At 64.7% G+C, this 11,610-nt stretch carries 13 protein-coding genes; 8 read left to right on the plus strand and 5 right to left on the minus strand.

The window, feature by feature from the left end; genetic code table 11:
- From H2040_RS13585 to H2040_RS13610, 6 genes are all read left to right on the plus strand, one after another.
- The coding region (locus H2040_RS13585) for a TonB-dependent receptor domain-containing protein (protein ID WP_287158092.1) at positions 1 to 1,309 on the plus strand (1,309 nt) is incomplete at its 5' end.
- Positions 1,310 to 1,393: 84 nt separating this feature from the next.
- Positions 1,394 to 1,810 (plus strand): hypothetical protein, encoded by a 417-nt coding sequence (locus tag H2040_RS13590; protein WP_287158093.1) that lies wholly within the window; start codon positions 1,394 to 1,396, stop codon positions 1,808 to 1,810.
- Positions 1,811 to 1,823: 13 nt separating this feature from the next.
- On the plus strand, positions 1,824 to 2,804 hold the full coding sequence (locus tag H2040_RS13595) for a sterol desaturase family protein (RefSeq protein ID WP_287158094.1): 981 nt from the start codon (positions 1,824 to 1,826) through the stop codon (positions 2,802 to 2,804).
- Positions 2,791 to 3,873 (plus strand): ferritin-like domain-containing protein, encoded by a 1,083-nt coding sequence (locus H2040_RS13600; RefSeq protein ID WP_287158096.1) that lies wholly within the window; start codon positions 2,791 to 2,793, stop codon positions 3,871 to 3,873. The genes H2040_RS13595 and H2040_RS13600 overlap by 14 nt, the downstream gene beginning before the upstream one ends.
- Before the next feature lie 3 nt (positions 3,874 to 3,876).
- Positions 3,877 to 5,106, plus strand: coding sequence for a parallel beta-helix domain-containing protein (locus H2040_RS13605; RefSeq protein ID WP_287158098.1), 1,230 nt, complete (start codon positions 3,877 to 3,879; stop codon positions 5,104 to 5,106).
- Complete coding sequence (locus tag H2040_RS13610) at positions 5,103 to 6,227, plus strand: SO2930 family diheme c-type cytochrome (RefSeq protein ID WP_287158100.1); 1,125 nt, start codon at positions 5,103 to 5,105, stop codon at positions 6,225 to 6,227. Before H2040_RS13605 ends, H2040_RS13610 begins: the two co-directional genes overlap by 4 nt.
- Here H2040_RS13610 and H2040_RS13615 read toward each other — a convergent pair.
- The 5 genes from H2040_RS13615 to ccmA all read right to left on the minus strand — a co-directional run bounded on the left by H2040_RS13615 (position 6,224) and on the right by ccmA (position 10,218).
- Positions 6,224 to 7,792, minus strand: coding sequence for a hypothetical protein (locus tag H2040_RS13615; RefSeq protein ID WP_287158102.1), 1,569 nt, complete (start codon positions 7,790 to 7,792; stop codon positions 6,224 to 6,226). The genes H2040_RS13610 and H2040_RS13615 overlap by 4 nt on opposite strands.
- 223 nt (positions 7,793 to 8,015) lie before the next feature.
- Positions 8,016 to 8,171: a hypothetical protein gene (locus tag H2040_RS13620; RefSeq protein ID WP_287158104.1), complete on the minus strand. Its 156-nt coding sequence runs from the start codon at positions 8,169 to 8,171 to the stop codon at positions 8,016 to 8,018.
- A complete protein-coding gene (locus H2040_RS13625; RefSeq protein WP_287158106.1) occupies positions 8,168 to 8,926 on the minus strand; it encodes a heme ABC transporter permease in 759 nt (252 codons plus the stop codon). Before H2040_RS13625 ends, H2040_RS13620 begins: the two co-directional genes overlap by 4 nt.
- 15 nt (positions 8,927 to 8,941) lie before the next feature.
- Complete coding sequence (locus tag H2040_RS13630) at positions 8,942 to 9,595, minus strand: heme exporter protein CcmB (RefSeq protein ID WP_287158108.1); 654 nt, start codon at positions 9,593 to 9,595, stop codon at positions 8,942 to 8,944.
- Positions 9,592 to 10,218: a heme ABC exporter ATP-binding protein CcmA gene (gene ccmA / locus H2040_RS13635; RefSeq protein ID WP_287158109.1), complete on the minus strand. Its 627-nt coding sequence runs from the start codon at positions 10,216 to 10,218 to the stop codon at positions 9,592 to 9,594. Before ccmA ends, H2040_RS13630 begins: the two co-directional genes overlap by 4 nt.
- 96 nt (positions 10,219 to 10,314) lie before the next feature.
- Here ccmA and ccmE point away from each other — a divergent pair, with 96 nt between their 5' ends.
- Both ccmE and H2040_RS13645 read left to right on the plus strand, forming a co-directional pair.
- Positions 10,315 to 10,737: a cytochrome c maturation protein CcmE gene (ccmE, locus tag H2040_RS13640; RefSeq protein WP_287158111.1), complete on the plus strand. Its 423-nt coding sequence runs from the start codon at positions 10,315 to 10,317 to the stop codon at positions 10,735 to 10,737.
- Positions 10,738 to 10,936: 199 nt separating this feature from the next.
- Positions 10,937 to 11,610: outer membrane protein (locus H2040_RS13645; protein ID WP_287158113.1), on the plus strand; the 674-nt coding region annotated here is incomplete at its 3' end.

The raw sequence follows: 11,610 nt of genomic DNA on the forward strand, positions 1-11,610 counted from the left end.
GCATGGCCGGATCAGCGAAGCGTATAATTACGACACTGAAGCGGTCTCCATCTTCGGCAAGCTGGACTTCAACCTCACCGACAAGCTGACCATGACGGTGGGCGCGCGTTACGCCGAAGAAGACAAGGACATGGAAACCAACATCAACAATCCGGACCCGATTTCGGCGTTCAGTTTTGTTGATGTTGGCCAGGATTTGCGCCTTGTGTCGCCGACCACCTGCGACCCGACGCTGTTCCCGATCATCGGCGGCGACGCCTGCGCCTATCTGATTCCGGCGCTGCTGGCCGGCGCGGGGCTGCCGTTCGATCCGACGCAGCCGCTGACCGACGAACAGGCGCGCAACCCGGCGATCAACCAGCTGCTGGGCTTCACCGCGTTCCAGAACTGGCCGCCGGTCAACGCCGCGGCCTTCCCGGACAGCCGGTCGGACTCCAACTTCTCCTACAATGTCATCGCGTCCTATGACGTGACGCCGACCTTCAATGTCTACGCCAGCTACGCCACCGGCTTTAAGCCGGGCGGGTTCAACGTCTCTGTGGACGCGGCCAAGACCGGCGTGTTCGAGTTCCAGGACGAACAGGCGCAGTCCGCCGAAATCGGCGCCAAGGGCGCTCTGGGCAATAACCGCTTCATCTACGCGGTGGCGCTGTTCGCGCAGGAAATCGAAGACTTCCAGTCCAATAATTTCGTGGGCAACGGCTTCGCGCTGGACAATGCCGGCTCCATCGAAGTCGCGGGCCTTGAGTTCGAGAGCCAGTGGGCGCCGACGGACCGCCTGTTCTTCACGGGCGGCTTCACCTGGCTGTTCCACAATGAATATGGCGATTATCAGTTCGCGCCGTGCCCGGACAGTTTCGATCCGTCCGACCCGATGTTCGAGCTTTGCCTGCCGGGCAATGAGCGCACGAACGAAGGCGGCGTAACGGCGTCGTTCAACGACCTGACGGGCGTTGACCGCGGCAATTCGGACTTCGTCGGCTCGCTGACCGGCACCTATACCCAGCCGATCGGCAACACAATGGAAGGCTTCGTGCGCGGCGAGGTGACCTACACCTCTGAATTCGCCCACACGACCAGCCTGGATCCGCGTCCCTTCGCCAATCAGGACGACTTCGCCCTGTTCAACGCCAGCGTCGGCCTCGGCGGCGCGGATGGCGGCTGGCAGGTCCAGCTCTGGGGCCGCAACATCTTTGACGAGGAATACACCAAAGGCGGTTTCCCGTCGGTCGGTTACCTCGGCACCAGCTACAACGTCTATCCGGGCGACCCGGCGACGTATGGCGTGACGCTGCGCCTGCGCAAATAGCGTCCGCGCCGTTGACGTAAGAAAGAGGGCGGGGGCGCGTGTCGCCTCCGCCTTCTGCGTTTACGGACCAGGGACCATGTTTCCATGACGACGCTCCTGATCATCGCGGCGTCCTTCGCCGCCATTCTCGCCCTCTTCGGCATCAATATCTGGCTCACCGGCCTCAAGCCGGGCCTGATGGATTCGGTCGAGGCCGCGGCCGTGCGCCTGGAAAACGACCTCGCGGGGTTCGAGGCGGGCGAGGGCGTGGTCTCTACGGACGGTCTGGCCGCGCTGGTCGCGGACAAGGCGTCCAACCGTGTCGGACTGGCTGTCGTGCGGGGCGTGGACGTGGTCACGCGGCTGCTCGCTCCGGCCGATATTCGCATGGTTGACGTTGACGGCAGCGGCAATTTGTCGCTGCGGCTTTCCGATTTCACCTTGGGCCGTGTTTCGCTTATGCTGGAAAGCGAAGAAGAAGCGCGCGAATGGGCGCGCCGTATTGGGGAGACAGGGCGCTAGCGCCTGATGGACGATGCCGGAACTGCCGGATCCCGTTACTTTTGCGATACCCGCCTTTGTCGGGTTGATCGTCGTGGAAATGCTGTTTGTCCGCTTCACGGGCCGCGGCCGCTATGAGCCGCGCGACACGCTGACCAGCCTGATGATGGGGCTGGGCAACACCATTTCCGGCGTCCTGTTCGGCTTCCTGGCTTTCGGCTGGTCGATGTTCGTCTACCAGTTCGCCCTGTTCGACATCGGTTTTGCCTGGTGGGCGTTCGCCATCGCCTTCATCGGTGACGATTTCCTTTACTACTGGTGGCATCGCGCCTCGCACCGGGTTCGCTGGTTCTGGGCGGCGCACGTCATCCATCATTCCAGCCAGCATTATAATCTCAGCACCGCCCTGCGGCAGACCTGGACCGGGCAGCTGACCTTTTCCTTCATCATATTCGGCACGCCGCTGGCCCTGCTGGGCTTTCACCCGGCGATTATCGCCTTCGTCAGCGGGCTGAACCTGATCTATCAGTTCTGGATTCATACAGAGGCGGTGAAGCGTTTCCCGCCCTGGTTCGAGGCGGTGATGAACACCCCCTCCCATCACCGGGTCCATCACGCCACCAATCCGCGCTACCTGGATTCCAACTATGCCGGCGTCTTCATTGTCTGGGACCGCATGTTCGGCACGTTCGAGCCGGAGCGCGACGACGAGCCTTGCCGCTACGGCATTGTCAGAAATCTCGGCACCTTCAATCCGCTGAAGGTCGCCTTCCATGAATGGTACGGGATCGGGAAGGACGTCGCGTCCGCCCGCTCCGTCGGTCACGCTTTCGGATATGCGTTCCGCCCGCCCGGCTGGTCGCCGGACGGCAGCCGGGACACGTCCGAAACGATCAAGGCCCGCTGGAAAGAGAGCCTCGCCCGCAAGGGCGGCATAAAGGCTCCGCGGGACGAGGATGCGCGCAACGACGCGCAAGCCCCACCCATGGGAGGAGAAACCAATGTCCCTGCGTGATTTGTATCCGATGCCGGACATCGACCCGGCCTGGACCGTGCCCCAGGAATTCGACGCCGTGTTCGACTGGGAATTCGACGAGGGGCGCATGTCGCTCATGCACCTCTACCAGAAGGGCAAGGACATGCAGTGGGACGCGGTCGAGCGCATCGACTGGTCGCAGGACATCGATTTCGAGAACCCGATGCAGATGCCGGACGAGGCCAACGGCCTTTACGGCTCACCCATCTGGGAGAAGATGGACGAGAAGGAGCGCATCGAGGTGCGCCGGCACATGCAGGCCTGGAACATCTCCCAGTTCCTGCAGGGCGAGCAGGCCGCGCTGCTCTGCGCCTCCAAGATCGTGCAGCAGGTGCCGGACCTCGATTCCAAGTTCTACGCCTCCACCCAGGTGATGGACGAGGCGCGGCACGTGGAGGCCTACAAGAAGCTGCTGGAGAAGTTCGGCGTCGCCTATCCGATGACCGGGCCGCTGCAGGAGCTGGTGGATCAGGCGCTGCGCGATTCCCGCTGGGACATGACCTATCTGGCCATGCAGGTGGTGATCGAGGGGCTGGCGCTGGCCGCTTTCGGCACGATTCGCGACATCGCCCAGAACCCGCTGGCGCGGCAGGTGAACGCCTTCGTGATGGAGGACGAGGCGCGCCACGTCGCCTTCGGCCGCCTGACGCTGCGCGATTATTATCCGGAGCTGAGCGACGCCGAGCGCGCCGAACGCGAGGAATTTCTGGTCGAGGCCTGCTATCTGATGCGCGACCGGATGACCGACGCCTCGGAAATGTACGAGGCGCTCGATCTGAACCAGAAGGAGTGCAAGGAATGGACGGAAAAGTCTGAAATCGTTCAGCTTTACCGCCAGCTCCTGTTCCAGCGCATTGTGCCGATCGTCAAGGATATCGGCCTGTGGGGCGCGCCTGTGCGCAACGCCTATGAGGATATGGGCGTGCTGCATTTCCAGGATCTGGACCCCGAAGAACTCCAGAAAGACGACGAGGCGAAAGCCAAGGATTTCGACGCCCGCAGCGCCTATGTGAATGCGGTGGCGGGCGCCGGGGCGGCGGCGGAATAAATGATGAAAAAGACGATGATTCTTGCCGGTCTGGCCGGCGCTCTGGGCCTTTCCGCCTGCGGCGACGGCGGCGATCAGTCCGCCGAACCGGCGCAGGAAGCGGACGCTTCCTACCAGGATACGTTGCGCACCGCGCTGCTGGACGCGCAGCCCGGCGACGTGATCGAGATCCCGGCGGGCAAATTCTCCTTCGACCGCTCGCTCAGCCTGACCACGGACGGGGTGACGATCCGGGGGCAGGGGATGGACGAAACCATCCTCAGCTTCGCCGATCAGATCGCCGGGGCGGAAGGTTTGCTGGTCACGGCCAGCGATTTCACGATTGAAGACCTCGCCATCGAGGACACGATCGGAGACGCGTTGAAGGTGAATGAGGGCAAGAATGTCGTCATTCGCGGCCTGCGCACGGAATGGACGAACGGGCCGGACACCGAAAACGGCGCCTATGGCATCTATCCGGTGCAGATCGAGAACGTGCTGATCGAGGATAGCGTCGCCATCGCCGCATCCGACGCCGGCATTTATGTCGGCCAGTCGCGCAATGTGATCGTCCGGAACAACCGCGCCGAGTACAATGTCGCCGGGATTGAGATCGAAAACACCATCGGCGCGGACGTTTACGGCAATGTGGCGACCGAAAACACGGGCGGAATCCTGGTTTTCAACATGCCGCACCTGCCCCAGCCCGGGCACACGACGCGGGTTTATGAGAACCGCATTTTCGAGAACAATACCCGCAATTTCGGCGCGGAAGGCACGGCGGTGGCCAGCGTTCCGGCCGGGACGGGCGTGATTATCAATTCCAACGACGCCGTGGAGATCTTCAATAACGAGATTTCCAACAATAAGACGGCGAACGTGATCGTCTCCTCCTATTATACCAGCGGCTATACCGAGCAATTCGACACCGCCGACGCGTTCGATCCCTACCCGGAGCGTATCCATGTGCATGGAAACGACTTCGCCGGGGGCGGCGGATCGCCGGACAATATGGATCTTCAGGCGCTGCGCGTCCTGAAATTCGGGCCGACTGGCCGCCTGCCGGACGTGTTGTGGGACGGTTATGCCCGCGAGGGCGGCGCTGATCCGGTGCTCTGTGTCGATAATGGCGACGCCGAGGTGATGAATCTGGACGCCCCGAACGATTTTTCCGATCCGCGCATCGTCGATGGCGGTACGGATTGCCCGATTGAACCCCTGCCGGCGGTCTCGCTGGCCGCCCCGCCGCCTTGATCCGGGCGCTATCGGCGGGCGTTTGCGCGCTGGTTCTGGCCGCCTGTGGCGGCGAAAACCCGCCGCAAACGGTCACATTGCATGACGACAACCCGGTAAACTTGAGCGATTGGGGACTGGTGACGGTCGCCAATGGCGCGCTGGAACTGGGCGATGGCGTCACGCCTTACGACCTGAACACGCCGCTTTTCACCGATTACGCGCACAAATTACGCACGGTCTGGATGCCCGAGGGCGCGTCCGCGCAATACCGGGAAGGCGATGTTCTGGACTTCCCCGTGGGCACGGTGATCACCAAGACCTTCTATTATCCGCGCGGAACCGCCCCGGGCAGGGTCGCAAAAGCCCCCGAAACGGCTTCGGAACGGGCTGGAAACGGGCTGAAACTGGACCAGGTTCGTCTCATTGAGACCCGGCTTCTGATCCGGGACGAGGACGGTTGGCGGGCGCTTCCTTATGTCTGGAACGCCGAACAGAGCGAGGCGACCCTGCAAAGGGGCGGCGCGGTGAAGCGCCTGACGCTGGAAGACGGCGATCAGCCGCGCGATTTTGCCTATATCGTGCCTGATGCCAACCAGTGCAAAGGCTGTCACGCGACCAACAACACGACCCGCGAAATTCGGCCCATTGGCCCCAAGCCGCGCAATCTGAACAAGACCTACGCCTACGCCGAAGGCGCGCAGAACCAGATCGCGAAACTGGTGGAAGCCGGCTACTTGATCGGCGCGCCGGCGGCTGAAACCGCACCGGCCCTCCCGGTCTGGGACGACGAATCCGCCCCCGTCACGGCCCGGGCGCGGGCTTATCTGGACGTGAACTGCGCCCATTGCCACAACCCGGCCGGACCGGCCGATACGTCAGGTCTGCATCTGAATGTGGAGGCGGAAGAGGGCGCGCATCTGGGCGTCTGCAAGCCGCCCATCGCGGCGGGCCGCGGGTCCGGCGGGCACACTTATGGCGTGACGCCGGGCGCGCCGGATGAGTCCATCCTGCTGTTCCGCATGCGCTCCGACGCCCCTGACATCATGATGCCGGAGCTGGGCCGGAGCCTCATTCACGAGGAAGGCGCGGACCTGATCAAGGCGTGGATTGCTTGGATGGACGGGGCCTGCCGGTCCTAGTGCCGCGTCAACCCTGAGCCGTTGCCGTTGCGCTTGGCGCCGGGGGCGAGGAGGGGCTCGTCCTTGCGGAGCTTTCTCGTCTCCTCATCGCCCTCCGGGCCGTCGTCGCGGTCCGAGCGGTAGGGAGAGCCCTGGCGCTTGGCCGGGGCGTGAGCGTAGCGGGCGCGGCTGCGGGAGCGTTCGTCGAAGCCGGCGATCAGGGCCAGCATGATCCACACCCACGGGCCGAAATCGACCGCGATGGCGATGACCCAGGGCAGGATCGCCTGTTCCCAGCTATTGAACAGCACCAGAAGCGGCGAGGTGTAGGTGAATTCCGGCGGCTCCGGCGGAGTGTCGGCAAGGGCGCGGTTCATCTCGTTCTTCACGGTGCCGCGGGCATTGCCGAGATAGGACGAGATCTGGCCGCGCGCGTCGCGCTGGGCGTCCGCGACGGTGGAAGACGCGCTCATCGCGCCGCCGAAAATGATGCCGTCGAGGAGGTCCAGCTGGCCTGACGCGGCGCGGATATGGGAGCGCGAAGAGGCGCTTTCCCAGGCGCCGCCAAGCTCCCGCTCCAGCCCGCGCACGCGGTCCTGCCAGTCGCGGACGGGCAGGGCCTCGCCGGCGCTGTTCTGGAAGAAATCGCCCTCCAGAACCCGGCCGCGGGCGCCGTCGAGACGGTCGGCCAGAACGTCGACCGTTTCCAGACGCGCCTGTTGTTCGCGCATCACAAGGCCGGCGGTCTGTTGCAGGTCGCCGGAGGCGTTATTGAGCTGGTTCACCACCGAGCCCGCCCCGGCATAGCCGGAAATCGCGCCCGTGGCGGCTTCCTGTCCGGCGAGGGTTTCCATACGGGTGGAGAGCGACTCCAGGCTGAGCGCGACGGAGTCGGCGTCCTGAATATAGCCTTCGAGACTGCGCGTGGAGCGCGTGTAATCGTCCATCCAGCCCAGCACCGAACGCTCCAGAATGCGCGGCCCGGCCAGGCCCAGCGCGCTGGTGGTGGTGGAAACGGCGAAGATGGGGACGGCGGCCAGAAGCGGGATCAGGAAGGCCGCGGCGAAGCGATTGCGCCTTGCGCCGCCTTCTTCATGGTCCTGACGGATGACGAGATCGAACGTCCAGGTCCAGGTCAGATAGACGAACAGGAAGGCGTAGAGGAAGACCACGACCGGGAACAGGCGATAGCGGATAAACCCTTGAGCGGGATCGAGAAATTCGATGGTCACGCCATAGGTCGTGGTGTAGCCGGAGATCATGGCCGCCACGAGCGTGAACAGGAGATAGATCCGGTACGGGCTGCTATAATCGGGGCTGAAAGCCCGGCTGAGCGCCCGCCCGACCAGGAACACGAAGACCAGCGCGCCCAGCAGGATCAGCGCGATCACGCCATAGGCGGCCATGGCGTCGGCCGAGGCGAGGTCGCCCTGCAGCTGTTCGGGAAGCGGGCGGCTGGTCATGGTCCAGTAAGCGGCCATCGCCGCCGCGCCGGTCAGCACGACGATCAGCGAGATGATGAATCCGCGCATGGCGCTGGGCCTGTGATCTTCGGGATAGGCCGCCTCTTCGCGGTGTTCAGCCATGATGTCTCTGCCTCGCTTTAAAGATTAACGCGCTGGCGCGCGCCTGATTGCCCCGCGGAGCGGTCTCCATCGGGCGCGATCCTTGCCATTCCCGGCTGAATTCAAGCTGAACACAGCCCCCGTTTTCGCCTCACAGGCGAATATCATGGTTAATTATGCAAGGGAATTGCGTAGCTGTTTCGGCAAAAACAAGGCTGGAATGGGGCGATCTGGCCGTGCGGCGTTAATCGCGCGCGTTCGTCTTGCGCGTTTCTTCCAGTTTTCTGGCGTTGCGGGCTTCCAGCAGGACAAGCACTGCGACGCCGATCAGTCCGGCGGCGGAAATCAGCCAGCCGGCCCAGACGAAACCCCCGTTCGGTCCGAAATCCAGAAAGCTCATTCTGCGCCGCCTTCCCGAGTTTCCAGCCGCGCGCGAGAGGGGCGGGACTGTTTGGCCGCATTCTCCGCGCGGCGGCGGGCCAGCGCGGCGCGCATCCGCGTCAGCTGCGCCCAGCCGAAGAAGAAGGTATAGCCCAGCGCCATGATGAGGAGCGGCCACAACATGGCGGGGTCAATGCGCGGGCCGTCCATGCGGATCACGGTCGCGGGCTGGTGCAGGCCGGCCCACCAGTCGACCGAGAACTTGATGATCGGGATGTTCACCACGCCCAGCAGCGCCACGGCCCCGGCGATGCGGGCGGCGCGCTGCATCGGCTCCACAAGGCTCCAGATCGCCATCAGACCCAGATACATGAAGAACAGGATGAGGACCGAGGTCAGACGTGCGTCCCAGACCCACCACGCGCCCCACATCGGCTTGCCCCAGACCGCGCCCGTAATCAGCGCCAGCGCGGTGAACAGCGCGCCCAGCGGCGCGGCGGTCCGCGCCGCCACGTCGGCCAGAATATGCCGCCAGACGAAACCGGCCAGCGCCGCGCCGGCGATGAAGACATAAACGAACATCGCCATCCAGGCGGCGGGGACATGCACGTAGATCAGGCGGAAGCCGTAACCCATTTCCGAATCCGGCGGCGTCAGGAACAGGCCCCATACGGCGGCCCCGGTCAGGCAAAGCGCCGCAGCCGCGCCCAGCCCCGCGCCTAAGGGACGGGCGAGGCGTTCAAACCGGGCGGGATTGGAGAAGTAGGAGAACATCGGCGTCTTTTATCTCTAGTCGGCCTGAGCGCGCAGCGCCAAGGCGCAGGCGGCGGGGCATATGGCCGCGGCGAACAGGCTGGCGGCCAGCAGCGCCCGCGCTTCCGGGCCGAAAATAGCGCCGGACTGGGCCATGCCTACGCCGAATATGATGACTGGCGCGATCAGCGGCCCGGCGATCAGCGGGCCGAGAATGCCGCCCGCGCCCTTCGCCCCGGCGCCCGCGGCGGCCCCGGCGGCGGCGTAACCCAGCGCGGCGGGGCTGCCCAGCAGCAGGGAAAGCGCAATCAGGCCGCCGGAATCATGTGCGAATGCGATGGCGGCGGCCGGAGCGAGAATGGCCAGCGGCGCGGCGGTCAGCAGCCAGCGCGCGATCAGGCGGGCGGCGATAATCGCCGACAGGGAGACGGGCTGGGTCATCAGCCAGTCCTGTTCCCCATCCTCGATCGGTTCGGAGAACAGGGTCTGGACCGAGAGCAGAATGGAGAAGACCGCCGCCAGCCAGACAATGGCGGGGGCCGCGGCGCGCAGTCGCGACGGATCCGGCCCCAGCACCAGCGCCGAGAGCATGAGGAACAGCAGGAAGAAGGCGAGGCCGAACGCCCAGACGGCGGGACGGCGCGCGCCGATGCGCAATTCCCGCAGGAAGATGGCCAGCGCGGCGTTCATTCCGGACGCTCCAGAATCAGCGTCAGGTCGGCGGGCGGGCCGGCATTGGCGGCGTGACGGGCGATGACCGCGCCGCCGCCGCGCGCCAGATGTTCGCCCAGCGCGGCGCCGAAGCGGTCCGCGCCGTCTTCATCCAGACCCGCAAACGGTTCGTCCAGCAGCCAGATCGGGGCGTTCGACATCAGGGCGCGGGCCAGCGCCGTCCGCCTCCGCCAGCCGCGCGACAGGAGCCGGACCGGCGTATCGGCATAGGGTTCGAGGCCCAGCGCGGTGAGGGCGGAGTCTCCGCCGGTCATGGCGGGGAAGGCGGCCCAGAAGCGCAAGGTCTCCGCCACCGTGAGCTCCGGGCGCAGGGCGTCGCGGTCGGCGACCCAGGCGACATGGCCGGGCTCGCGCGGGGAAACGGCGCGGCCGTCAATTTCAAGGGAGAGGCGGCCGTCCTCGGGGCGGATCAGGCCGGCGAAGATTCGCAACAGGCTGGTTTTCCCGGAGCCGTTGGGGCCTTTCAGGTCCAGTCGCCGCCCATTGATCAGGGACGCGGCGGCGCCTTCCACCACGCGGCGCCCGCCGCGGCGGGCGCAGAGATCCTCAAAGGACAATGTGAAGGCAGGGAAGGCGATCAAGGAACTGCTCTTGCGGCGCCCGCGACGCATGGCGAGGAAACGATCCGCGCGCTATAGCAGAGAAAACCGCGCCTTAGCGAGATTACTGTACGCACCATGACGCCGCCGCACAGAAACCGACGCCTGATCACGCTCGCCGTCGCCGCCATACTGGTGGGCGGCGCGGCCGCGCTGGCCCTGTCCTCGCTCCAGGAGAACATCTCCTATTTCATGACGCCCAGCGATCTGGCTGCCGAGGGGCAGGCCGGGGAACGCGTGCGGCTGGGCGGGTTCGTGGAGGAAGGCAGCGTGCGCTATGGCGACGGGGCCGATGTCACATTCCGGGTGACGGACGGCGATGCGACCGTGGACGTGATCTATTCCGGCGCGCTTCCGGACCTGTTCCGTGAGGGGCAGGGCGTGATCGCCGATGGCCGGATTGAGTCGGCGCGCAAACTGCGCGCGGAACGCGTGTTGGCCAAGCATGATGAAAATTACGAGCCGATCGAGCTAAAGGCTGTTAAATCCGCAACACGCTGATGAAATTTGGACACAGCGCCTGAATTTCCTTTGACATTGCCGCCTCCAAAAGGAACGATATACGCGGATTATTGCATTGAGCGCATGATCCGCGTGCGGCGCATTATTTGTGTGCCTTTTATGGGAACCTTTTGGTGCACGCCGCGTTTATGGCAGCCGCAGCGGGTCATCCGATCCGCATGACGGAGGGGAATTAAATATGAAATCTCGGCTTCTTTCAGCCGTTGCTCTCACGGCGATCGTCCTTCCGGGCGCCGCTCTGGCGGGCGACGAATGGTACGGCCGTGCCGCAGTTGGCTTCGGCACGACCGGAGACATCGACTACACCGACGAAAACGGTAGAGATCTGGAGATCCAGAGCCAGGGCCACGTCGCCCCGCTTCTGGCGCTCGGTTACGCTCTTCCGGATTCCGGCTGGCGTGTCGAACTGTCTCTTGAGCACCAGTGGAACGACACCGGCGCCGTCGGCAACCTGCCGAACACGGATAGCAACATTCACTCCTATCCGGTGATGGCGAACGTCTTCTACGACTTCAACGAAGCGGGCCGCTTCCAGCCGTTCATCGGCGGCGGCGCGGGCATCATGCTGAACAATGTTCGCGGCGTGTCCCCCGACTTCGAAAATATCGATGACGCGGATTCCTCCATGGCCCTGCAGGGCATGGCCGGTATCGGCTGGGCGCTTTCCGAGCGTCTGATCGGTGAAGTCTACTACCGTTACCTCTGGTCCGACGACATCGAGGTCAACACGTTTGGCGGAACCACCGACGTTGCCCTGGAAGACTTCCAGAGCCACGACGTGATGTTCGGCCTGCGCTACGACCTGCAGCCGGATGCGGCCCCGCCGCCGCCTCCGCCTCCGCCGCCTCCGCC

It is taken from the genome of Euryhalocaulis sp., assembly GCF_013911995.1.
Taxonomy (GTDB): domain Bacteria; phylum Pseudomonadota; class Alphaproteobacteria; order Caulobacterales; family Maricaulaceae; genus Euryhalocaulis; species Euryhalocaulis caribicus.

Excerpts from the sequence above, each read along its gene's own strand:
- H2040_RS13590 (WP_287158093.1), top strand. The coding sequence starts at position 1,394 with ATGACGACGCTCCTGATCATCGCGGCGTCCTTCGCCGCCATTCTCGCC.
- H2040_RS13595 (WP_287158094.1), top strand. The coding sequence starts at position 1,824 with ATGCCGGAACTGCCGGATCCCGTTACTTTTGCGATACCCGCCTTTGTC.
- H2040_RS13600 (WP_287158096.1), top strand. The coding sequence starts at position 2,791 with ATGTCCCTGCGTGATTTGTATCCGATGCCGGACATCGACCCGGCCTGG.
- H2040_RS13605 (WP_287158098.1), top strand. The coding sequence starts at position 3,877 with ATGAAAAAGACGATGATTCTTGCCGGTCTGGCCGGCGCTCTGGGCCTT.
- H2040_RS13615 (WP_287158102.1), bottom strand. The coding sequence starts at position 7,792 with ATGGCTGAACACCGCGAAGAGGCGGCCTATCCCGAAGATCACAGGCCC.
- H2040_RS13620 (WP_287158104.1), bottom strand. The coding sequence starts at position 8,171 with ATGAGCTTTCTGGATTTCGGACCGAACGGGGGTTTCGTCTGGGCCGGC.
- H2040_RS13625 (WP_287158106.1), bottom strand. The coding sequence starts at position 8,926 with ATGTTCTCCTACTTCTCCAATCCCGCCCGGTTTGAACGCCTCGCCCGT.
- H2040_RS13630 (WP_287158108.1), bottom strand. The coding sequence starts at position 9,595 with ATGAACGCCGCGCTGGCCATCTTCCTGCGGGAATTGCGCATCGGCGCG.
- ccmE (WP_287158111.1), top strand. The coding sequence starts at position 10,315 with ATGACGCCGCCGCACAGAAACCGACGCCTGATCACGCTCGCCGTCGCC.